The organism is Desulforhabdus sp. TSK (assembly GCF_022836495.1).
Taxonomy (GTDB): Bacteria; Desulfobacterota; Syntrophobacteria; order Syntrophobacterales; family Syntrophobacteraceae; genus Desulforhabdus.
The window spans coordinates 33,284-57,643 of record NZ_BQXM01000028.1 but is presented as its reverse complement, the minus strand read 5'-3'; the positions used below and the strand labels follow the sequence as shown (position 1 = coordinate 57,643).

Below are 24,360 nucleotides of genomic sequence, written 5' to 3'. Positions count from 1 at the left end.
TTCGCCGGAATGACGAAAGTGGGTTGAGTCAACATGCCTGACGGTTCCTTTGCAGCGAGCGCTCTGAGCGTTTTTCGGACGAAGGGGTTCCAGCATGAGTGAAACATTTGATGTGGCCATCGTCGGGGCAGGGCCGGCCGGGATTTCGGCGGCGTGCCTTCTGGCGGAAAAGGGCGTAAAGACCATCGTTTTTGAACGGGGAGAATATCCCGGGTCCAAGAATATGTTCGGGGGGGTGCTCTACGGCCATGACCTGGCCCAGGTCCTGCCCGACTACCTGGAACGGAAATGCCCCGTGGAGCGGTACATCCTCGAGACGCGCCTCTGGTACCTGTCCAGGGACGGCGGCTATAATCTTTCGTACCGGGACAGGGCTTTCGCTGACAAACTGCAGCAAAATGTCTTCACCGTTGGGCGGGCGAAATTCGACCGGTGGTTTGCCGAGCAGGCCCGGTCCAAAGGTGCATTGGTCGTCTGCGCCACGGTGGTCACGGACCTCCTCCGGGACGGGAGGGGGAGGGTGACAGGGGTCCGGGTGGACCGTCCCCAGGGGGAATTGGCGGCAAAGGTTGTGCTTCTGGCCGATGGGATCAACTCCCCCCTGGCCCGCAGGACGGGGCTTCGCCCGGAGCCCAAACCCGAGCACGTCGCCTTGGCCGTGAAGGAGCTCATCGAGCTCCCCGAAGAAGTCATCAATGCCCGTTTCAATGTGGAATCGGAACAGGGCGTCACGACGGAAATCCTGGGAGAAATCACCCGGGGCATGAACGGCGTCGCTTTCCTCTACACGAATCGGCGTTCCATTTCCCTGGGCATCGGGGCGAACCTCGCCGACTTTGCCAAACACAAAGCCCGTCCCTATGAAATGCTGGAGGAGCTGAAGGAGCATCCCCTGGTGGCTCCCCTCATCAGGGAAGGGAAGTCTAAGGAATACCTTGCCCACTGGCTTCCCGAAGGAGGCTACGACACTGTGCCTCGACTCTGCGGCGACGGCTTCCTCCTGGCCGGAGATTCGGCCATGCTCTTCAATGCCCTCCATCGGGAAGGCTCCAACCTTGCCATGACTTCCGGGCGTTTTGCTGCCGAAGCCATCCTGGACGCTCTGAACCGGGGAGATTGCAGTGCACGCGGGCTGAACGGATACGTCGAGCGGCTTCAGGAATCCTATGTGCTCCAGGATTTGAAAAAATACCGGCGCTTTCCCGCCTTCATGGAAAATCACCCGGAGCTCTTTTCATCGCTCCCAAGCCTGGCGGGCTTTGCTGCCAGGGAGATGCTTACGGTCAACGGGGTGCCCAAGAAAACGAAGCAGGGCACCATCTGGAAGGCCATCCGGAGCCGGATGCCCCTCATGCAATTGCTGCGGCTTGCCTGGGAAGCATGGAGGAGTGTGCGATGAGCGTCAAGATTGAAGACAAGCTTTTTCTCGATCGGTTTCGCGTGGATGAGGAATCTCACCTGCGGCTGGTGGACGGCAGTGTCTGCATGGAGAAATGTGTGGACCAGCCCTGCCTGTATATCTGCCCCGCGCAGGTGTACAAGCTGGAGAAGGACCGCATCAGCATCGGCTATGAGGGATGCCTGGAATGCGGATCCTGCCGCATCGGCTGCCCTCACTTCAACATCGGATGGCGTTTTCCCAAAGGGGGATACGGCGTCCGGCACAAGTTCGGATGAGCTGTTTTCAATCCATTCCTTTGTCGGAGCCCATTTAAATTATGAACGGTTAAGATCTTGACTTTTGTAGGAGCGGCTTCCAGCCGCGATTCTATTGGGAGGCGGCTATTTTTATCGCGGCTGGAAGCCGCTCCTACAGGATCATCAATAAGTCAGGATCTCATCCGTTTGAGTATATTGCTTTTTCCCTCATGTCACCGGCTATTTCGTGCGATTGCCCTGGCGGAGCCAAGGGTAATCCTTGCTGAGAATTTCCCGTCGTGCTATCAGTGCAGGAATAGCTCTGCATCGTGACAACCCATTTCGGATACGCCTGAGGATACGAGGATATCGTGCCGATTCTTGAGTACGGGGAGGTCGCGCAGCCATGTTTACGGCCTGCGTCGTTATCTTACTGCTGATTCTCATCAACGCCCTCTACGTGGCGGGAGAATTTGCCGCCGTGGGGGTGCGCAAAAGCCGCATCCGCCAGATGGCGGAGGAGGGGAGCTACTCGGCGGCGCTTTTCCTGCCCTGGCTGGAGGACCCTCACAGGCTGGACCGCTACATTGCTGCGTGCCAGATCGGCATCACGCTCTCGAGCCTTGTTCTGGGTGCCTACGGTCAGAGGGCTCTGACCGCTCCCCTGGTGAGTGTGCTCATAGAGTGGGGCGGGCTGCAGGATGTGACGGCGCAGTCCGTTTCCGCACTGGTGGTACTCATGGTTCTGACGGCTTTGCAGGTCGTTCTGGGGGAGCTGGTTCCCAAGTCCATCGCCCTCCAGTATTCCACCCAGTCGGCCCTCTCTACTCTCTTCCCCATGCGCTGGTCCGTGACCGTTTTTTCCGGCCTCATCGCCATGCTCAACGGCAGCGCCCTGAAAATTCTCAAAATGCTGGGTGTCCCTTATGGAGGCCATCGGCACATCCATTCCCCTGAAGAGATCGAGATGCTCCTCGCCGAAAGCCGGGATGGGGGGGTGTTGGAGGCCGATGAGCACCTGCGCCTGCAGCGAGCCCTCCACCTGGGCAAGCGCCCGGCTCACCAGTTGATGGTTTCCAGGCGGTACATGTCGGCCATCGATGTGGAGGCTCCCCTGGAAGAGATCCTGCGCCGGATTGCGGACAGCCCATACAGCCATTTGCCCGTCTACCGGGGGTCGGTGGACAATGTCATCGGCATTGTCCATGTGAAGGAGGTGGTGATCCGCTACATCGAAAAGGGGGCCATCGGCTCCATCACCGAAGTCATGCGTCCCGTCATGAGTGTCCCCGAAAACGTGACGGCGGATTCTCTGCTCAACCTGCTGCGGCAGCGACGCAGCCATCAGGCCATGGTGGTGGATGAATTCGGGGGAACGGAAGGGCTTGTGACCCTGGAAGACGTTCTGTCGGAGATGCTCGGTGAGGTTGCCGACGAATTCAAGAGGGACCACCCCCAGCCCGAGCGACTCCCTGACGGGAGGGTGCGACTACCCGGACTCATGCGGCTGGATGTGGCATCGCCGTGGCTCGGTGTGCTCTGGGAGGGAGAGAGCGATACCATCAGCGGACTGGTGATGGAGGTCCTGGGGGCCGTGCCCGCTCCAGGGCAGAAGGTGACCATCGAGGGAGTAGAGGTGGAAATCGAGAAGGTGGCACATCACGCCGTTGTGTCCATTCTCGCCAGGCCGGTCCAGCCGCCCGTGGAGGATGTCGGTGGATGACCTGATTTCCGCCTTCATCATTGTTTTCCTGATTTTGCTGAACGCCTTTTTCGTGGCTGCGGAGTTTGCCATTGTGGGAGCTCCGAGGGCCTCCATCGAGCGGCGGGCGGTCCAGGGGAATCGCATCGCGCGAAGAGTCAGCCGCATTCTGCACGATCCCGCCCTTTTGGACCGCTACATCGCCACGGCTCAGATCGGCATCACTTTTGCCAGCCTGGGCCTCGGCATGTATGGAGAGCATGTGCTTGCTCGCTGGATCAGCCAGGTCACGGAAAGCCTTCCCCTGCCCCACTGGCTGGCGGTTCATGCCTTGTCCAGTGTGCTGGCCCTGACTTTTTTGACCTACTTCCATATCGTGTTGGGGGAGATGGTGCCCAAATCCCTGGCCCTGCAACTTCCCGAAGGGACGGTCCTCTGGATCTCCCCTCTCATGCTCTGGGTCAAGCGGGGACTGTATCCCCTCGTGATCCTCCTCAACGGGATCGGCAACCTGATGCTGCGACTCCTGCGCGTGGAACGTGCCGTCAACACCGGCTTTTATCTTTCCACGGAGGAGCTGCAGTATATTGTCGAAGAGAGCCAGGCGGGGGGACTCCTGCGCAACGGGGCCGGCGAGGTGCTGCGGGACCTCCTGGAATTTGGGGAGCTGACGGCGGCGGAGGTGATGGTGCCCCGGGTCAGGATGGTGGGGATCCGGGTCGATGCCCCGGTGGAGGAAGTGCGGGAGATCATCCGCACCAGCCGCCACAGCCGTTATCCCGTTTACGAGGCCGATTTCGATCATATCCTCGGCATGGTGCACATCAAGGACCTCCTGCGCCTCATGCTCCATGGCCGGCATCTCTCCCGGAATGACCTGCGTCCGGTCCCCTATGTGCCGGAAACCTCCAAGCTCGATGCCGTCCTGGCGGCCATGCGGCGGAGACGCACTCACCTTGCCGTGGTCATGGACGAATATGGGGGGACGGCAGGGCTCATCACCATCGAGAATCTTTTCGAAGAGGTGGTGGGGGACATCAACGTGGGTGTGGCGGAGCTGGCGGAAATGTATGAAGACGGAGAGGGCCGGCTGCATGTCCTGGGCACCGTTCGCATCGACGAGGTGGGCGAATGGCTGGAGATTCCCCTGGAGCATGAAGAGGTCTATACCGTCAGCGGGCTGGTCCTGATGCTCCTGGATCGGCAGCCCCGGGTGGGCGACCAGGTGGTCTACGGCAATGTCCGGTTTGAAGTGACTTCGGTGCGGGGACACGGAGTGGAAGAATGCATCGTCATCCCCCTGGAGCCCGTCGAAAAGGAATGAGCTTTCTGTATGATGCCGCGGAATGCGTCCAACACGGTTGAAGTGCGCACGGCGGGACCTGCCCAGGGGCTCCGCCTGGCCCTTGTCACGGCCTTCGGCCTGGGGCTCCTGCCGGGGGCGCCCGGCACCTGGGGAACCCTGCTGGGTGTTCTCCTCCATGGCCTGGTGGTGGTGTTGCTCCCTGCAGGTGTGCAGACGGCCGCGCTCGTCCTGTGCCTGCTCGTGGTTTCCGCCCTGAACGTCATCCTGGCGCCCTGGGCTGTGGACTACTGGAAGTGCAAGGATCCCGGCCGCTTTGTCCTGGACGAGGTGGCGGGATACTTGATCGTCCCGATCCTCTTTCGCCACGGGGCGCTCTGGCAGCTGATGCTCGCGGCATTTCTGCTCTTCCGCCTGTTCGACATCATCAAGGTCCCCCCTGCGCGACAGATCGATCGGAACATGCAGAGCGGCTGGGGAATCCTTTTGGATGACCTCGTGAGCGGCGCTTACGCCGCGCTGGCTCTCCATGGGCTGCTCTGGGTCGGGCTTTTCCCCCCATGAAAACAATGCTCCGCGAAAACGCCCAAAAGCTCATTCTCTTCCCCGTGACCGTCAATGGAGTTGCCCTGGGCCTCCTGGTCCTGGCGCCCTTCGTGGGGGTGAGATCCCCCCTCACCGCCGTGCAGATGCTTTGGCTGAACCTGGTCGTGGTTCCTTTGGGCGTCCTGGCCCTGGCAGCCGACCTCCCACGCCCGCATGTTCAAACAACGGTCCTGTCCCTGGTGAAGCACTTTTTTGTGACGGGATTTCTATACCTGATTTTCCTGGCCTGGCTGCTTCACAACATGCAAAGGGGCGGTATCGGCGACTACGATCTTTCCAGGTTCTTCACCATCTTTGCCATGCTTCACCTGTGGAACCTCTTCAACATCCGCTGCTGGGGACCTGCGGATTCCAACTTCTCCAGCCATCGGAAGAGCGGGATGTTTCTTTTCATCACGTTTGTCATGTTCCTGGGCCAGGCAGGGGTGACGCAATGGGGTGGACCGTTGTTTCGGGCGGTGCCCCTGGCAGCAGCGGACTGGGTGAAGATCACCGTCGCAACATCCGTGGTGCTCTGGATGGGGGAGTTGTGGCGCCTGTCGCTTCGCATGTCATTGCAGGAGGGGAAGCGTTCAGCCGATAGTGATTAGCTGTTATATTCCGAACATTTAAAATCTTGAGTTTTGTAGGAGCGGCTTCCAGCCGCGACTTTCTCTGCAATGGATTATTTTTGTCGCGGCTGGAAGCCGCTCCTACAGGAGCACCAATAATTCTGGATCTTATTCGTTTTCAATCCCCTCGCATGACTTCCAGCTCAGTAGGGTGCATTTCATGCACCATCGGTTTTTCATCTCTGCGGCACGACTTCCAAATATTCCTTCCACTTCTCCAGGGTCCTGGGGCCTACACCGGTAATTTCCTGCAGATCCTGGAGCTCCCGCCAGGGCTTCTTCGCGCGGCGCGCGACGATTTGGGATGCAATTTCAGGCTTCATTTGCGGGATCAGGCACAGCTCTTCCACCGAGGCCTCGTTGGGATTCAACTTCAATCCCAGCGTCAACCGGGCTGCGGCGTCCATGAGCTCCAGCTCGATCTCGGGCAAGCCCACGGGGTCCCGGTGGGTGACGCGTATCCTCTGCCCGCTCTGCACCGCCTGTTTGTCAAAACCAGGGGGCATGCCGGCCGACGGGTTTCTGGTTAACCCGCCTGCGGCTTCTACCGCGTGCCGCACGGTCAGGGCGGTTGGGAGATCTGTCGGCTCCAGGAAGTGAACACCCGGCTTCTGCACGTCCCCCAGGATTTCGACGATAACGGGCATGGGGGAAGGCGGGGCGGGTGCCCTCGAGGTCTTCGACCAGCGCACGAAGAGGATAGCGAGGCAAACAGCCGCTACCAGGGCAATGGCACGGAAGAGGCTTCGGTCTAAGGGGGCGATCATCTGTTTGTCCATGGGGTAGTGAGGTCCAGACTTTCTGTGCCCGTTGGATTCGATAATGTGTGAGCGGAAAGATTGATCCAGGCCTCCGTAGGAGCGGCATCCTGCCGCGACAGGAGCATTGCTCTTCCATGTCGCGGCAGGATGCCGCTCCTACGTGGAGCAACAAAGGGAACCGGCTGTATCATTCTGAGAAGCGTACCTGGAGTCATTCACGAACAAGTCCCGTATGGGAGCTGGAAGGGCATGGGTTTCCAGGACTTTCGGCTTCTGCCTGTCCGGCAGACGCAGGGTGAGTCTGTGGGCATGCAGAGCGAGGCGATCGAACCCATGCGTTTGTCTGAGGTAACTGATGGCCCGCTTGGATCCGTAACGTGAGTCCCCCACGACGGGGTGCCCCGAGAGTTTGGCGTGGCGCCGGATTTGATGGGTGCGGCCGGAAAGCAGCTCGATTTCCACGAGGGTGTAGTGGGCGCTGTGTCCCAGGACCCGGTAACGGGTGCGGCTGGCCTGCCGTGGTTCGGCGCCCTGGGGGTCGTGACGTCCGCCGGCGGTCTTGGCGAGGGGCCAGCCCCAGGTTCCACTCTCTTCGTTGCCTTCCATCTCCAGCCGGCCATGCAAAAGAGCGAGGTAATGCTTTCGGGCGCGACGGCATTCAAACTGCTTGGAAAAAAAGCGGAACACTTCCCGCTTGGCGGCCAGCAGCAGGATACCGCTCGTTTCCCGGTCCAGGCGATGCACGGGATGGAGGCCAAAACCGGGGTCCATGGCGATTTGCCCTTGAAGTGCGGACTCTTCATGGATGAAAGCCGAGGCAATGGAACAAAGGTCCCGGCCCGCTTCATTGTGGACAGTCATTCCCGGTGGCTTGTCCACCGCCAGCCACCCCTTTCCCAATGCCAGCACAGGAATCCGGATGCTCTTGTGTGCGATGGCCGTTACGATGGCTTCGTTTTTCATAGTCATTTCCGTTGGAGGTGTGCTGAAGGCAGACAGAGCTCGGACGCTTTCGTGATTTATCGCGATCTTCAGTGAGAATCCCTTGAGAATATTGTTATATGTTCTTTTAAAAGATAACATTCTAAAATCCATAAGAAAAGTGTTTTATAACACCTGCCCCTGGAGAAGATATTTGACAATATTCTCAACCCGCGTCCCGACGAAATCCTGACTCAAAATCGAGAATCGTTCCCTGCTTTTATCCAGCCGTTTGAACTTATTTCGATATGAGCGCGCCCTGGCTGAAGATCAGTCGGAGCTCGCCGGGATGGCTGTCAAGCCTCCGCCGCGGCGGGCAGTTCGACCGTGAAGACGGTTCCGGCCCCTGGTGTGCTTTCGAAATGGATGAGTCCCCCATGGCTGGACACGATGCGATGTGAGATGGCGAGCCCCAGCCCCGTCCCGGTATGCTTCGTGGTGAAAAACGGATTGAAAATGTGCTTTTGCACCTCCAGGGGAATGCCCGGGCCCGAATCTTGAACGGTCGTTATTACCGCCGGGCGTTTTTTGTCCATGGAGAGCACCCCGTTTCGAATGCTGATGTTGAGCGATCCGCCCTTTTCCATGGCTTCGATGGCGTTTTGAATCAGGTTGGTCAGGACCTGCTGGATTTCGATAGGGTCTCCGAGCACGTCTGCGAGCCTTTCCTCGACTGACACATCCAATTGTACATTCTGTTTGGTCATGCGCGACTGCCAGAGCTTCAAGCTGTCGGCGAGGAGCAGGTCCGTGTTGAGGCGGCTCTGTGCCGTTGTGTCCGACAACCTGGAGAAGTCCAGGACTCTCTTGATGATCCCGTCGATCCTCTTGATATTGGCCTTGATCTCATTGAGGATCTCCTGCTCCTGGGCCGTGCGGGTGAATTTTTCCTCATCGCAGAGCACGTCGATGAAGAGGTTGATTCCCGCCAGGGGGTTTCGGATTTCATGGGCGATCCCTCCCGAAAGCTGCCCCAGGGACGAGAGCCGGTCCGCCCGGGTCAAATGCTTCTCCATGTTCTTGTTTTCGGTGATATCGCCAATGCGCATGACAAAGCTGGAGGCTCCACCGGTGATGTCCTCGACGGGATAGACCGTGATTTGTTCGGTGCGCTCGGGATCGAAGAGCCCCTTCCGTTCAAAGCTCTTTGGATTTCCATCGAAAACAACCTGGCTCAAGGGGCAGTCACGGCAGGTTTCACATTTTCCATGGGCCAGTTCAGAGCATTTCTTCCCGATGGCGTCTTCCGTCCGTCCGATATGAAAATACCGGCAGGCCGCCTGGTTGACTATTATCACGACCGATTCCGCATCCATCATCAGGAGAGGATCTGAAATGCCGTCGAACACCATCTGCAGCATAGAGTGGGCTTTTTTGAGGTTTTCCTGCGCCTCCTTGCGTTCGCTGATGTCCCTTACGATGGTCAAGAGGATCCTTTCGCCTCCAACGGCGACACCGCGGGAGCTCACTTCCACGGGAAAGACCGTGCCGTCCTTTGTCATGTGCTCGGTCTCGAAGAGTGCTCCCTCGTGGAAAGCTTTCTCCATTTGACTCGGAATCTGATCCCTGGTTGCGGGCGCCCTCAGGTCATAAATCTGCATGGACAGCAGGGTGTCCCGGTCATACCCGTAGCCGGTGCAGGCTGCATCGTTCGCCTCCAGGATGCGACCGTCCTGAGAGATGAAAAGGATCATTTCCCGGGTGTGCCTGGAGAGCAATTCATACCGTTTGAGAATGTTCTCCGCGCGTTTGCGCTCCGTGATGTCGAATATGGTGCTGCGGCTCCTGCTGTAGCGGCCTTCATCGTCAACGAGCGCCGTCGCACTCAGCAGAACGGGGAGAAGGGTCCCGTCTTTACGAACCAGTTCGTATTCCACCTCCCTGATTTTGCCCTGTTTTAAGAAAGCCGGGAAGCTTTTCTGAAAGGTCACCTGGCTGGCCGGCGAAAGCAGGTCGCTCCATTTCCTTTTCCCGACGATCTCCTCCCGCGTGTATCCAAGCCACCGCAGCTCGGTATTGTTGATCTGCAGCACGGTCCCGTCCGGTCCCAGGGAATGGTAGCCGCAGGGGGCGTTCTCATAGAGATCGCTGATGGCCTCATTGGCTTCCTGCAGGGCACGGGTGCGCTCCGCCACCCGCCTTTCCAACTGTTCGCCGGAATCTTGCAGGGCCTTTATCAGCTGTATCCGCTCCATGGCCGTAGCGACCTGGTCGGCCACTGTCTTCATGAGGGCCAGGTCCTGCTGCGAAAAGTGGGGGCGTGTCCGGGTACCGAAGGAGAGTGTGCCCAGGACCCGACTCTGGGCCATCAGCGGATGGCAGGCATAGGCTTGGATGCCGTAGGATTTGACCAGCTCGGTGCGGGGATCGGGGCAATTGAAAATATCATCGGCCACAATGCGTGTGCCGTCGCGGGCGGCACAGCCGCAGACGGCCACGCCGTAGTCGAGCCACTCGATTTTTCGGGCCTCTTCTTCGGGAATTCCGGCATAGGCGTTGAGGTGGAGCCTGCCCGATTGCTCGTGCACCAGGAAATTGAAAAAGGCATGACAGTCCAGGTATTCCATCACTTCCCTGCAGAGCTCGTTGACGAGATGCTGGGGATCGTCCGTTTCCAGCAGGCGCCCGGCTGTTTCCGAGAGCAGTCGAAACCGGCCCTCGCTGTCTCGCAGGGTTCGTTCAGCCTGCTTGCGGGTGGTGATATCGCGCAGGGTAATCTGGATGGCAGCTTTTCCTCTGAATTCGATCCGCGAGCCCGTGACCTCGACCTCAACCGGCTGGCCATCCAGTCGGAGGACTGCCGCTTCCTCCAACAGCGTTACCGCGCCGCCGTAGATTTCTGCGATTCGTTCCGTGACATACTGACGCTGGTCATGGGGGACAAAGTCCATGACGTCCCTCCCGACGATTTCCACCGTAGAGCAGGCACCGAACAATTTCACAGCGGCTGGATTGGCGAAGACGTATTTGCCTTCAGAATGTACCAGGATGGCATCGGGAGAGAGCTCCACCAGGCTTTTGTAGCGCCCCTCGCTTTCCTGCAGCGCCTGATCCAAAGGCAGCATCCAGCTTCCCGTCCGTCTGACCGATGTGAGGATGGCGACCAGCATGTAGATGCCGCCCATGTATTGGGCCGAACGACTCACCCAGTTCAGGAGACTCCCAAATCTCGTCTGGAGGGAGACACCCACCATACCGACGGCAATCAGGCCCAATCCCAGGCCATACCAGCGGTGGAACTCCACCTTGTTTCTTCCGTGGCTGATCCTCAGCAGGATGGCCGAGAGCGAGAACAGACCCGCCGTGGTCCAAAGGATGAAGAGATCCAGGAAGGTCGGGCCCTGGCCGTCGATGAAGAAGATCGGAAGCCAGTTTTCGTGGACCGCAATCGCTGTAATCAGAATAATTGTGATCACGGTGAGATAGAGCGCAACTGCCAGAGGAATGTTCGGGCGTGATTTGTGTCCATCTACATAAAAATTCCGGACTGCGCTGACCAGGTGGCAAATCCCTGCCAGGCATGCCCCGAGATTGTAGATTGCTATTCTGCTGTTGGGCGTGAGCTCGGCGAGGGGAGCGCCCGCCAGAGCGCTCGCCAGCCCAAGCGCCAGAGTGCCACCGCCCAAAAACAGGACCGCCCTGGACTGCCCGGCGAGGTACCCCCTTGCCGCCAGAATGGAGACAAAAAGCGAGACGCATGCCAGAAATAGGATGTTCAAAACTGCAAGCAGGTGTGGGGGATTCCAGGCTGCTTCGAGGCGCATCAAAGCCAGTGTGGCGATAGCCAGGCAGAAGAAGGGAATGGGAACCCAGGCGAAACGATCCAGCCGGGAGGCCGTTGGGCTCTCCGGCTGAAAAGCCGGAGTATGCCTCCGGATGTCTACCTCCGTTCGTTCGGGCGTGCCCATCGATATCTCCATTTCCTTGTGCCGGGGCATCGTTGATTTCATCGCAGGGGGGACGAAAAATCCTTTAAGGAATTGCCCTGCAAATTATGATGGAGTTGGCGGTTGGTTTCAAGCATCAATGTGGAATGGAGACGGTAGGCACTCCTGCTTCGAAGCTTGCGGAACGCGCGTCTCCCAGGCCCCTCCTCTCCCAAACCTTGCGTGAGAATCCTTTGAGAATATTGTCAACTGCCTGAGATAGCGCTAATGGGTTGAAATATATTGGAAATACTTTATTTAGACAAACTGAGTGAATTTTCCATTTTGTAATATTCTCAATTTTCCATCCAAACAATTCCTTCACAGGGTTCTGAGCAAAGCCCTCTGTTCAATCTCATAGAGTCTAACTTATTTATTTTATTCAGTAGGCTCCAGGCATTGTCCATGTCGGCACACCTTTTGCCAATTTGAGGAAGCACGCAGCGGATCACCTCTTTCAGGCGTCATACCATGTGTGCAAAGGCTGAGCATGAATCGAATTCTTCTGGTAGACGATGAGCTGTCAATTCTTCACGGACTTGCCCTCGGACTTTCCTCCCGGGAGAACATGGTGGAATGTGCCGATACAGGGGAATCCGCCATCAGGAAAGGCCGCCAGGAGAAGTATGATGTTCTCATCGTGGATCTTTGTCTCCCTGACATGCACGGCTTCGATGTGCTTCGCACCCTCAAAGCAGGCAACCCCCAGCTCATTTCCATTGTCATAACGGCTCAGTGTTCGAGAGAGACTGCCAGCGAGGCACGAAAGCTCGGAGTCGACGATTATTTTGAAAAGCCTTTTCATATTCACTCCATAAAAGACGCCATTGCTCGCGGTATGCAGCGACGCGCACTGGCGGAGACCTGAAGCGCCTCGGCAGCAATAATTTCAGCTTATACTCCAAGCGGATGAGATCCTGACCTGTTGATGCTCCTGTAGGAGCGGCTTCCAGCCGCGATGGAAATTCCTCCCCCTTTATCAAAGGGGGATTGAGGGGGATTTCCATGCTGCCCCTTGAACTGCCCGTGCGGGAGCCAAAGAAAGGAAGTGATCCGTGTAGCCGATCCCTCCGTGCAGGTCACTTTCGGAAAAAGTTCAACACAATGTCCCTCCAATCCATTGGGAACGCTTCCCGAAATATACCGGAATACTGTGGAGTTCTTTCGCGAATATGCAGGGACCTGCCTGGTGCGGTCTTCCAACCGTGCCGCTCCCTCCCGCTTCGTGCGCCCTGCTGATGAGCGTTCGTGAGAGATCGCTTCCCACCCAAATAGCTTGTGAGAATTTCATGAGAATATTGTCAAGTCTCTAATAAATTATAATTCATTAAAATATATACGAAAAAAATTTTAGAGGCATCTGCTGAAAAGGCGATTTTACAATATTCTCAAATGCCCTCCCGAAGAGGCCTTAGGCCCATCCCGAACCGGATGTTGTTTAATTCTATAAGATATTGAAATTGCATAATCTATTCAGGTTTTTTGCCTTCTGCCCGGGTTGGCACATCTTCTGCTCAAAGCTCTTCACGATGTGACGGGCCTGAACGTTCGTGGAGCAAACGAAGGGAATAAGGGCAGATCGTGGCTCGGATTCTTGTTGTGGACGATGAATCTTCGATTTTTCACGGTCTCGCTTTTGGGCTTTCATTTAAAGACAACGTCGTCGATTGCCCCAGTGTGGGAACGCAAAACAGCTTTTTCTCCATGTTACATCGGCCTGCACGCGGCGGTACCGGTGGATAAGTCCCAAACTCATTGGTGCAGTCTCACAGAAAAGGTGTCTGGAACAGCCCAGCGAAGGTCGGCACCCGGTCCTTACTCTGGATTCCGGGGGAGGCCCGCTGACGACCACTGTATCGGCTGCTTTGTCGTGTGAATTGTGAATTTGTACCTGGTCCAGGAACAGGAGGTGAAGAACAGAGGTATGAAGCGAAGTGACAGCGGTGGACTGAAATAAACTTATGCAAGGAGAACGACCATGAATAGACGCAAATACCCGAGATGGATGAGCCTGATGCTCACCGCGGTGATGGTGCTTGGCTTGGGGTTAGCTCTAGGCCTCGCAGCGCAAAGCAATAATCCGAAGAAACCGATCCTCACCAAGTCCGGCAAGAAGGCCGCTCTGAAACAGGCGGCCCAGGCCATTCTTCTGCAGGCCCCTATGCCTAGCATGCCGATGTCGCCAGTGGATGAAACAAAGGTCCCGCATTATTTCGGACCTTTCCCCAACTGGGCACTTAGCTCGCTCACGCTGCCCGATGTGAAAGTGACCATCGGTGGCGACGGTAAGGACGCTACGGCTACGGCCACGGTGGGAGCAAACGGTGCCGTGACCGGTATCACCATTACCAACCCGGGCAGCGGCTATACGGGTGCAACAGTCGCTATCACTGGTGCGGGCACTGGAGCCACTGCGGATGCTGTAGTCAGTACGTCGGGTGTAGTCACCGCCATCAACGTTGATCCCGGCGGCTCCGGATACACCGCGCCGCAGGTCAGCATCACCGGCGGTGGTGCCACCACGGACGCCACGGCGACAGTGTATGGAGGCGTCGACGCGGTCACGCTCACCAACCCCGGCGCTGGCTACACGATGCCGACCGTCGATTTCGATCTTCCCAACGATCCGAATGGCGTTGTCGCCACAGCACACACCGTGTGCGCTGATCCTTACCCCGACTGCAAGCCCACAGTTCCGGGCGATACGGTGACAATCACTGATGTTGTGGTGGACAGCCCTGGCTCCGGCTATTCGTCTGCACCCAGCGTCGTGATCCGTAACGGCACCATTTTCGACCCGGTCGCCGGCGGGACCGGCGCTACGGCCACGGCCACACTGACAGTCCAGACAGTTGTGCTGAATACCTTCGGTGCCGGTTACACTTCCTCCCCGACGGTGGCCATCACCGACTCGAGCGGCTCGGGTGCGGGGGCCTCGGCCACAGCCGTCACAGACGTTGGTGCCGTCACCGCGATCACCCTGACGGCGCCTGGCTCGGGCTACCTCACTGCGGGCGGCGTGAAGAAGTTCCAGGATGGGCTGCCGATGTTGTGTGACCCATCGGTCGCCGACCCATTGGTCGCTGGCAGTTGCGTTGCGGCGAAGAACAACCTGGGCCAGTATGTCCCTCTCGCTGTGCCTGACACCACGACGTTCCCTGGTGCCGACTACTACGTCATCGCGCTCGTCCAAACGCGGGAACGGATGAGTTCTTCTCTGCCGGCGACAGGGACCCTGCTGCGCGAGTACGTGCAGCTCGAGACCCCCGCCAACTTGTCCTGGAGCAAACACGTCGAGCTACAGACGGCCTTGCCAGGCGGGGGGGCCACTCCCACCTTGATGCCGGATGGCATCACACCTGCAGTTGCGGTCGACAACCCGCACTACCTGGGGCCCATCATCGCGGCCGCGAAGGACAGACCGGTCAGGATCGTCTTCTACAACCTCCTGCCCAAAGACAGCGGCGGGGATCTCTTCCTGCCTAAAGACTCCACGATTATGGGATCGGGCATGGGTCCCATGGGCATGGCGGACCCGGCTGACCAGGGCAGCGTCATGGACATGGTGCGCAACCCCATGTGCACCGACACGCCGAGTGACCCCAGTTGCTTCAAGGACAACCGGGCGACGTTGCACCTCCACGGCGGCATCACCCCCTGGATCAGCGACGGAACACCGCACCAGTGGATCACGCCGGCCAACGAAGACACCCCTTGGCCAGAGGGGGTTAGCGTGGGGAACGTCCCTGACATGGCCAATGTTTCTGGCGTACCCAACTGTTCGGCCAATAATGATGGTTGCATGACGTTCTACTACACCAACCAGCAGAGTGCGCGGCTGTTGTTTTACCACGATCATGCCTGGGGTATCACCCGCTTGGGCGTTTACGTGGGTGAAGCCGCCGGCTACCTGATTTCCGATCCGACCGAACAGAAGCTGGTGTCCAGTGGGATCATCCCGGCCGATCAGATCCCGCTGATCATCCAGGACCGGACCTTCGTTCCGAGCCTTACGCAGTTGGCGGAGCAGGATCCGACCTGGGATTACACGCGTTGGGGGAGCGAGGGCGACTTCTGGTACCATCACGTCTACATGCCGGCGCAAAATCCGGGCGACCCTTCGGGTATGAGCGCTTTCGGGCGCTGGATGTATGGGCCATGGTTCTGGCCGCCGGCCACCCCGCCGCACGGGCCCATTGCCAATCCTTACTACAACATGGATCCGGCAACGGGTTTCACAGCTCCGCTGGCGGTACCTTGTAGTCTGGATAACCCAGCCACCTGGCAGTACCAGACCGACCCGTTCTGCGAACCGGCTCTAATCCCCGGCACACCGAACATTTCCGTCGGGATGGAGCAGTTCAACGATACGCCAGTAGTGAACGGGACGGCGTATCCGACCACCACAGTCCAACCCAAGCCTTATCGCCTGCGCATCCTGAACGCGGCAAACGATCGCTTCTGGAACCTCCAGTGGTATGTGGCCGACCCGAGGACGGGAACTGACAGCGAAGTCGCACTCAATCCCACCGAGTTGGCGGCTGCCCAACTGGATCCGAACATCTTCCCCACGCCGGACACCATCAACAGTCCTGCCGGGCCGAGCTGGATCCAGATCGGTACCGAGGGCGGGTTCCTCCCGGCTCCGGTGGTGGTTCCCAACCAGCCGATCACCTGGATCATCGACCCGACCCGGTTTGACGTGGGGAACGTGGACCAGCACTCGCTGCTCCTGGCGCCAGCCGAGCGGGCCGACGTGATCGTTGACTTCTCGCAGTATAAGGGCATGACCCTGATCCTCTACAACGACGCGCCCGCAGCCTTCCCCGCCCGGGTTGCAAGCTACGACTACTACACGGGGGCACCGGACCTTTATCCCGTCGGCGCACCGACCATTCTTCCGGGTTACGGCCCCAACACCCGCACCATTATGCAGGTGAAGGTGGACGGGACCGGAACGCCGACATCCTTCAACTTGACCGCGCTCCAGAATGCGTTCAGGCACAAGGCCGACGGTTCGGGCGTATTTGAATCCAGTCAGAACCCAATCATTGTCGGGCAGGCTGCGTACAACTCGGCATACGGCACCAACTTCGCTGCCAGCAGCTGGTGCAATGACGGCAGCACCTCCCCCCCTCCCTGTGATGGATTCGCTCGGATCTCAGACCAGGGCGGAGACCTGTTTGGGTTTAATACGCTGAAGGCCCCCAACAGCAGAATGACGATCCCGCTGCAGCCCAAGGCCCTCCACGACGAGATGAATGCCTCGGCTTTCGACGAATTCGGGCGTATGACGGCCAATATCGGCCTTGAGGCGGTTCCGGCCACACCGGCCCTGCAGAATGTCATTCTGTACCCGTACGTGAACCCGCCGACGGAGCTCATAGACGCCACGAATCTGCCCAAGCTTGACCTGAACAATCTCGGTGTGAAGATGACCCCCATCGCCACCGGGGACGACGGGTCGCAGATCTGGAAGATCACTCACAACGGTGTGGACACGCATCCCATCCACTGGCATCTGTACGACGTGCAGCTGCTCAACCGTGTAACGTGGGATAACATCATCATCCCGCCGGATGCCACGGAGCTCGGCTGGAAGGATACCATTCGGGTGAGCCCGCTGGAGGATACCATCGTGGCCCTCAGGCCGATTATCCCCGCACTCCCCTTCGAGCTGCCCAACAGCATCCGAGAGCTGAACCCAATGATGCCGATCGGCTCGACCCTTGGCTTTAACAATATCGACGCCAATGGCAATCCGACTAACCCGATCATCAACCAGCTGGTCAACTTCGGCTGGGAGTATGTTTGGCACTGCCACATCTTGAGCCATGAGGAGATGGACATGATGCGTCCAGTATCGGCGGCTCTTCCGCCTAAGGCACCGGACGGGCTTAACTACACGCTCACGGGGAACGGCAACAACAGGCAGGTGGTGCTGACCTGGAAGGACAACTCCATTACGGAGACGTCTTTCCTCGTGCAGCGTACGACGGATGGCACTACCTGGAGCGCTGTGGGGACGGTGCTGTCGCCTCTTGACGTGCCGAACACGGCCGGGGGTACTCGCACCCTGACCGATGCCTCCAGGTACAATGCGAATACGGCATATCTTTACCGGGTCATCGCCCAGAACACTGTCGGCTATGGTGGACAGTTCATGAGTCTCACCGCCCAGTCTGCACCTGCATCGACAGTCGTGGGGAGCCCGCCGGCCGCTCCTACCGGTCTGACGTCGGTCCTCCAAGGGGGCCCGCAAGTCAGCCTGACTTGGACGGACAACGCCACGAATGAGAGCGGTTTTGTGATCCAGCGCGCCACCAATGGTGGGGCATTCGCCCAGATCGCAACAGCACCCGCTCGCAACAACACCGGCTCCGTGACTTACGTCGACACCACAATAGTGCCAGGCAACAGCTACATCTACCGGGTGGCTGCGGTGAATGTTGCCGGTCAGTCGGCCTATGTGACGTCGGCCAACCTGATCGTACCGGCCCTACCGGCCGCCCCGAGCAGCTTCAGTGCGGCCAACGGTCCCAATGGCAACGGCAACAACCGCACCGTGATCTTGACGTGGGCGGACAACTCCAACAACGAGACCGGCTTCACGATCCAGCGGGCGACCGACGCGGCCTTCACAACCGGGCTCAACACCGTGACCGTTGCAGCCAACACGACAACGCTCACGCAGACCGGCCTGAGTCGCAGCACAAACTACTACTACCGGATCCGGGCGAACAACGGCGCGATCATCTCGTCCGTCTATGTTAACGCCACGCCGTTCCCGATCCTCACCAACCCGTAAACTTTTAACCCACTTCTCAACCGGGGAGGGAGCAATCCCTCCCCGATTTTTCAATCGAGCTTCTTCAATCTCACGCTTTCAACGACAGAGCGGAGGCGCCCCAACTCCATTGCGTGGACAGACGTTCACTCTTCCGGATCGTGAATGGGGAAGATCATGGGGGAAATTCGGGAAAAGGCGATCCGGCTGACTCGCGCATTGAACTCAAAGGAGGGAACACATGAGAAGGCCAAGTTGCATCATCCTGGCGCTGGCCCTGGTATTCAGTCTAAGCGGGCTTGCAGCTCGATCTTTCGCGCTGCCCAAGGGTCCGGTTGCGGTCACCGAGGATATGGCTGCATTGGGGAAACTGATCTTCTTCGACGAGGGCCTTTCGATCAACGGCACTCAGTCCTGTGCCGCCTGCCATGCGCCGGAAGCCGGTTGGACCGGGCCGGATGCGGCGGTGAATGCGGGGGGGGCCGTTTACCAGGGCGCCCTGCCGCATCGTTTCGGCAATCGCAAGCCGCCCAGCTCGGCCTATGCCGGCGATAGTCCCGTCCTCCATCAGACCGCTGACGGATGGTTCGGCGGCATGTTCTGGGACGGTCGTGCCACCGGTGAGAGACTGGGCGACCCACTGGCCGAACAGGCGCAGGGACCCTTCCTGAACCCCCTGGAGCAGGGCATCGCCAATGCGCAGGTCCTCTGTGTCAAGGTCAAGAACTCGGGCTATGCCGGGCTCTTCGAGCAGGTGTGGGGGGCCGGATCTCTGAATTGCGCCAAGGATACGGAAGGCGTCTACGAGAAAATCGCCCGCTCCGTGGCGGCCTACGAGCGGAGCCCGGAAGTCAATCCTTTTACTTCCAAGTTCGACAAGTTTTGGGAGAATGCCAAGGCAGCCGGCAAGGATGTGACTAAAATCCAGTGCCCTGGGAATGGTATGGGCTGCGGTATGCCGGGTATGGGCGGCGGTGGGATGGGCAGGTGGCCAAACCGCTGGACCAACTACCGTAATTTGGGCTTGAGTGATGAAGAGCTCATCGGTTTGGCTGTCTTCACCGACGCGACGCGCGCCAATTGCGCCTCCTGCCACACGCTCAACGCGAAGCCGGGCAGCTATCCGCTCTTCACCGATTTCGGTTACGACAACCTGGGTGTCCCCAAGAATCCGCAAAACCCCTTCTACTCCATGCCCCCCGCCTGGAATCCCGACGGCGCCGACTGGATCGACTACGGCTTGGGCGGCTTTCTGATGAAAGCCGACTTGCCCTACAAATCAGAGCTCGGGAAGCAGAAGGTGCCCACCCTGCGCAATGTGGCCAAGCTCTCCTGTGAAGCGGAGCCCGAAAATGTAGGGTGCATTGTCAAGGCATACGGTCACAACGGTTACTTCAAGTCCCTGGAGGATATCGTCTTCTTCTACCACTGGCGCGCCGCGATGGACTGTATGGCCAGCGGCACTTGCGGTGGCATGGGTGGTATGGGTGGCATGGATGGTTGTGACGGCATGAGTGGCAGTGGCTGCGAAGGCATGGCCGACATGTTTCCGCCGCCCGAAGTGGACCAGAACCGCACCCAGCTGAACATGTTCCCCCGAATGCAGGTGGACTACATTGTCGCTTTTTTGAAGACGCTGTCGGACGGGTATTTTCAGAAATGACAATCCGCTATGAAGGGGGAAACCTGCACCAAACCAGCTAACGGCCATGAAGATGCATCTTTAACCCCCTATTATGAAATCCCCCCTGGCCCCCCTTTGCCAAAGGGGGATTGAGGGGGGTTTTTATGGTAAGGTCTTGTGAGAATCCCTTGAGAATATTGCCAAGTATTCTGAATGGATTAATTAATTGAAATATATACTAAAAGACCGTTGAAGCATGAATGGCTGAAGATGGTATTTTACAATATGCTCAAATTTCCTTCCCAAGGCATCCCGCAGCGATCGCAAAACAGATTCAGTGCTTTTAATAAGGTATTGTAATTAAATATATATTTTGGCTTTTCTCAATTCTTGTTCGAGATGGCACAAATTCTGCTATGTGGTTCTTTCGACAGGGCTCTAATCACAGGAGTCACCTAAGGAAACACCAAAATGTAATGGATCCAAGGAGATTGAAAGTCGTAGCCTTCGGGTTCGGCAGTGGATACTTGGTGATTGTAGAGGGCATTTCGGAAGAAAGAATGAGACAAAGAGAACCTCCATTCGCGTTATCCATGAAAGGAGGATAAGCTAATGAACTGCAAAAAATTATTGAACCTTTTTTTATTAGTGATGTTTATCGGACTTGTCGGCGCTTCTGGTGCAATGGCCGGGCAGGGAACACCCCTTCCCGGGAACAAGATCGCTCAATTCGTTGACCCGTTGCCGTTGCTCAAGGACCCGTTGCTCAACCCGGACGGCCCCATAGAAACCGTAATCGCAGGCTCCAGCGAGATCACGCTGAACATGCTGGAGTTTCAGGCCAATATGATGCCTTCAACCTTCAAACCTGCGAATGGCCAGACCTATACGGGCACCTGGGTCTTCGGCTACCGGGTCGGCCCCACAGCCGCGCCGGCGGATGCCGTCGACACCTACTTCGGCCCGTTCATCGTGGCGACGAGGAACCAACCCACCCAGGTGCGGTACGTCAACAATCTCACCGCCAACAATATCGCCTGGAGAGACTGGACAGACATGAGCATCCATTCGGCGTTTCACCAGGCCTTTGGCCAGTCCATGCCGATGCCTTTCGACGCGGTGCATTACATGGGTCCTGTTCTCGCCGTTCCTCACCTGCACGGTGCTGAAGACCCGGCGGTCATCGACGGCGGCCCTGAGGCCTGGTTCGCGAGCGACAAGCCGGGGCCGGAGCCCATCTCCGTCGTTCAGGGTCCCGCCTACTATGCGGGGACCGACGTGGCAGGAGGAGGGGCGCATCCGGCGGCTCTTAACGAGGCGATTTACCGCTACCCCAACACCCAGGAGGCAGGGCCTCTCTGGTTCCACGACCACCTGCTCGGCGGCACCCGTCTCAATGCAACCTTTGCGGGCCTGGCCGGGGCCTATGCCATTGTAGACCCAGGCTTCACCCTTCCCGCGGGACTGGACCCCGTAGGGCTCGGGGGGAGGCTCTCTGTTCCCCTGGTCCTACAGGACCGCATGTTCGATACCAACGGACAGCTCTACTTCCCCAATATCGGCATCAACCCAGAGCATCCATACTGGGTGCCCGAGTTCGTTGGCGACACGATCGTGGTCAACGGCAAGGTATGGCCATATATGAAGGTCGACCGGCAGCGCTACCGCTTCTACGTTGTCAACGGCTCCAACTCCCGCCCCTACGACATGTTCCTGCTGGACCAGACCACCGGAGTGAAAGGCCCGCGCATGTGGGTGATCGCCACGGACGGCGGCTACCTGGATAGCCCCGTCCTGGTCGATCCGAACGCTACGGGGGCACAAAAGAAGGCAGGTGTGCAGAAGAGCCTGTTCATCATGCCGGGCGAACGCTATGAGATTATCGTCGACTTCAACGATCCGGCATGGATCGCTGCCATCACGGCGGCTTACGGCGCGACGGTTCCGAATCCCCTCAACATCATCCTGCGGAATGTTGCTGCCACAGTCGACGACAACCCGAAGGCAAGCACCGAGGGCCGTATCATGCAGTTCCGCCTCTCGGCCAATGCGCCCGCCGACTCCAGCTACGACCCCGCGAGCGGCGTAGCGATCCGCTCTGGAGCACAGAAGATCGTGCGGCTGGCCAACCCGGTCGCAGGCACGTTGGCAGCAGGCGTGACCGCCAACAAGACCCGCGAGCTGACGTTGGTTGAGATTGCAGGAGAGGGCGGACCTCTGGAGGTTCTGGTCAACAACAGCAGGTGGAGCGGCCTGCGCGAGACCACCGACGAGCCGATTCCAGGTTCGACCCTGGTGCTCGGCAACTACATTACCGAGATGATGAACGAGGGTGAGACCGAGCTCTGGGAGATCGTGAATACCACCATGGATAAACACCCGATCCATCTCCATGGATTGCAGTTCCAGCTCGTGAACCGCCAGCCCTATGACCCGAAGGCGTTCATGGCTGCCTACAACCAGGCATTCCCAGGCGAGATGCTCATCCCTGGATACGGCCCGCCGCTTGCCTATGCTCCGTCCGCGGCAACCGGCAACAAGTACGGCGGCAACCCTGACATCACGCCGTACCTGTTGGGCGTAGCTGCTCCACCGCTTCAGGCGGAAGCCGGCTGGAAGGACACGGTCATCACACACCCCGGCGAGGTGACGCGCTTCGCGGTGCGCATTGCGCCGCAGGATAAGGCCATCGGCGCTGCCGATCTGTTCTGGACGTACCAGCCCAACGCCTTGAACGGCGCCTATGTCTGGCATTGCCACATCACCGACCACGAGGACAACGAGATGATGCGGCCTTCCCAGTTCCTGCCGAACCCGAGCGCTGTAAGGTCGTACGTCCAGGGAACGGACTACTGAAAGTGAATCCCCTCTCAGTCGCCCCTCCCCCATGAAGGGGGAGGGGACACATACTGAAAATGATTCCCTTGATGGGGAACACTGAACTGATCAGAGGTAGGGCGTCTAAAAAGGGACTGAATCGGCCAGATTCTTTGCCCGGTTTTTGGCTCTCAAGATCTACTGGCAAAATGTCCTCCACACCTGATTTAGGAGGATTTCGCTGGGTGCAGAAACCGGGCAATCACCGAAAGGCGATTTGGACGCCCCAGATCAGAGGTGGGTGAAGCAGGGGCGATTTGAGAGAGTTGTCCAGGAGTGTAGGACATGAAAAAGAGTGTGTGGGTTCCGATCATTGTTGTTTTAGCGTCCCTCTGCGCATACTCGGGTACGATTGGCAAAACTGCTGTTGCGGAACAGAAAAGTATTATCCCGGGAGCACCGGCATCTCTCAAACTTGTGATTGTTACGAATGGGTTTAGATTGACCTGGACGCTTTCTCCCCAGGACCCGGGTATAGTCACAGGGTATGAGATCGTCCGCTCCGACCGCGCCAGCGGACCCTTTGTCGAAGTTGCCAAGGTGCTGAATGGCACCTCCCAGTATATTGACATCACAGCCTCACCGGAAATTATCTATTATTACAAAGTCAGGGCGGTGGCCGGGACGGTGTACTCGCCTTATTCCAATACGGTGACCGGAGAAAGATAAAGACTAAAAAAGGAGGGTGGGTAATGAAGTATCTTTTGACAGCGCTTTTCGGCATTTTTTTTCTGTTCAACGTCTGCTCCGCCCAGGAAAAGCAGGAGCTGAAAGATCAGAAAGAGAAGGAGAGCTACACCCTTGGCTACCAGTTCGGTCAGAACCTGAAGCAGCAGGGGCTGGATCTCGATCTTCAGGTCTACACCGCCGGGATTCAGGATGGCTTGGGTGCAAAGGAGCCCCGGATGAAGCCTGAGGAGATGCAGGCAACCATGGCGGAGTTCCGGCAGAGAATGGCATCGGCACATGAGAAGGTGATCAAGGAGCAGGCGGCCAAAAATCTGGCCGAGGCGAACGCTTTTCTCGAAGAGAACAAAAAGAAGGAGGGGGTCAAGACCCTTCCCAGCGGCCTGCAGTATAAAATTCTGAAAGAAGGTTCCGGCAAGACCCCCAAAGCCACCGATACCGTCACGGTCCACTATCGGGGCACCCTGGCGGATGGCACCGAGTTCGACAGCTCCTACAGCAGAGGCACGCCGGCGACATTCAAGCTAAATCAAGTGATTCCAGGCTGGACGGAGGCGCTGCAGTTGATGACGGTGGGATCCAAGTGGCAGCTCTTCATCCCGCCTAACCTGGCGTACGGCGAGCGCGGCCAGGGGCGGATCCCGCCCAACAGTCTCCTGATTTTCGAGGTGGAGCTCCTGTCCATCGGCGAGGGCTCCGGTCCGGCAGCCGCCCCTCCCAAGAAGCCCGCCACGGGCGGTAAGACCAAGTAAAAGATTACCATCATAATAAGGAGAGAGATCTCAGGTTTCCGGTAATCAGCAGAATAAGGTTGGGTGGATGCCTCGGAGCTACTATGGCGCGGGCTGTTGCGTCAG

General features: G+C 58.2%; 15 protein-coding genes. 12 read left to right on the top strand and 3 right to left on the bottom strand.

Annotation, left to right across the window (positions count from 1 at the left end):
- The first annotated feature begins 94 nt into the window (after positions 1-94).
- From MWC30_RS15600 to MWC30_RS15575, 6 genes are all read left to right on the top strand, one after another.
- Positions 95-1,399: an FAD-dependent oxidoreductase gene (locus MWC30_RS15600; RefSeq protein WP_244085123.1), complete on the top strand. Its 1,305-nt coding sequence runs from the start codon at positions 95-97 to the stop codon at positions 1,397-1,399.
- On the top strand, positions 1,396-1,677 hold the full coding sequence (locus tag MWC30_RS15595) for a ferredoxin family protein (RefSeq protein WP_244085122.1): 282 nt from the start codon (positions 1,396-1,398) through the stop codon (positions 1,675-1,677). Before MWC30_RS15600 ends, MWC30_RS15595 begins: the two co-directional genes overlap by 4 nt.
- Before the next feature lie 367 nt (positions 1,678-2,044).
- Entirely contained in the window at positions 2,045-3,361 is a 1,317-nt protein-coding gene (locus tag MWC30_RS15590; RefSeq protein ID WP_244085121.1) for a hemolysin family protein, read from the top strand.
- The gene (locus tag MWC30_RS15585; protein ID WP_368860868.1) at positions 3,348-4,664 is read left to right on the top strand and encodes a hemolysin family protein; all 1,317 of its coding nucleotides are present in this window, start codon (positions 3,348-3,350) and stop codon (positions 4,662-4,664) included. The genes MWC30_RS15590 and MWC30_RS15585 overlap by 14 nt, the downstream gene beginning before the upstream one ends.
- 9 nt (positions 4,665-4,673) lie before the next feature.
- Positions 4,674-5,207: a phosphatidylglycerophosphatase A gene (locus MWC30_RS15580; protein ID WP_244085119.1), complete on the top strand. Its 534-nt coding sequence runs from the start codon at positions 4,674-4,676 to the stop codon at positions 5,205-5,207.
- Positions 5,204-5,839 (top strand): cation-translocating P-type ATPase C-terminal domain-containing protein, encoded by a 636-nt coding sequence (locus tag MWC30_RS15575; protein ID WP_244085118.1) that lies wholly within the window; start codon positions 5,204-5,206, stop codon positions 5,837-5,839. The genes MWC30_RS15580 and MWC30_RS15575 overlap by 4 nt, the downstream gene beginning before the upstream one ends.
- A gap of 197 nt (positions 5,840-6,036) precedes the next feature.
- Here the strand turns inward: MWC30_RS15575 and MWC30_RS15570 are convergent, their stop codons facing one another.
- The 3 genes from MWC30_RS15570 to MWC30_RS15560 all read right to left on the bottom strand — a co-directional run bounded on the left by MWC30_RS15570 (position 6,037) and on the right by MWC30_RS15560 (position 11,510).
- Positions 6,037-6,627: a helix-hairpin-helix domain-containing protein gene (locus tag MWC30_RS15570; RefSeq protein WP_244085117.1), complete on the bottom strand. Its 591-nt coding sequence runs from the start codon at positions 6,625-6,627 to the stop codon at positions 6,037-6,039.
- A 150-nt stretch (positions 6,628-6,777) separates the two neighbouring features.
- Positions 6,778-7,584 (bottom strand): RluA family pseudouridine synthase, encoded by an 807-nt coding sequence (locus MWC30_RS15565; protein WP_244085116.1) that lies wholly within the window; start codon positions 7,582-7,584, stop codon positions 6,778-6,780.
- Positions 7,585-7,898: 314 nt separating this feature from the next.
- Positions 7,899-11,510: a PAS domain S-box protein gene (locus tag MWC30_RS15560; RefSeq protein WP_244085115.1), complete on the bottom strand. Its 3,612-nt coding sequence runs from the start codon at positions 11,508-11,510 to the stop codon at positions 7,899-7,901.
- Between the two features lie 508 nt (positions 11,511-12,018).
- On the opposite strand from MWC30_RS15560, the gene MWC30_RS15555 reads away from it, so the two are divergent.
- From MWC30_RS15555 to MWC30_RS15530, 6 genes are all read left to right on the top strand, one after another.
- The gene (locus tag MWC30_RS15555; RefSeq protein WP_244085114.1) at positions 12,019-12,396 is read left to right on the top strand and encodes a response regulator; all 378 of its coding nucleotides are present in this window, start codon (positions 12,019-12,021) and stop codon (positions 12,394-12,396) included.
- Positions 12,397-13,506: 1,110 nt separating this feature from the next.
- Positions 13,507-18,336 carry a multicopper oxidase domain-containing protein gene (locus MWC30_RS15550; RefSeq protein ID WP_244085113.1) on the top strand — a complete coding sequence of 1,610 codons (4,830 nt, stop codon included), beginning with the start codon at positions 13,507-13,509 and terminating at the stop codon, positions 18,334-18,336.
- Positions 18,337-18,556: 220 nt separating this feature from the next.
- Complete coding sequence (locus tag MWC30_RS15545; RefSeq protein WP_244085112.1) at positions 18,557-19,978, top strand: cytochrome-c peroxidase; 1,422 nt, start codon at positions 18,557-18,559, stop codon at positions 19,976-19,978.
- A 573-nt stretch (positions 19,979-20,551) separates the two neighbouring features.
- Positions 20,552-22,795, top strand: coding sequence for a multicopper oxidase family protein (locus MWC30_RS15540; RefSeq protein WP_244085111.1), 2,244 nt, complete (start codon positions 20,552-20,554; stop codon positions 22,793-22,795).
- 306 nt (positions 22,796-23,101) lie between these two features.
- Complete coding sequence (locus MWC30_RS15535) at positions 23,102-23,485, top strand: fibronectin type III domain-containing protein (protein ID WP_244085110.1); 384 nt, start codon at positions 23,102-23,104, stop codon at positions 23,483-23,485.
- A 23-nt stretch (positions 23,486-23,508) separates the two neighbouring features.
- Positions 23,509-24,255 carry an FKBP-type peptidyl-prolyl cis-trans isomerase gene (locus MWC30_RS15530; protein WP_244085109.1) on the top strand — a complete coding sequence of 249 codons (747 nt, stop codon included), beginning with the start codon at positions 23,509-23,511 and terminating at the stop codon, positions 24,253-24,255.
- Positions 24,256-24,360 lie beyond the last annotated feature (105 nt).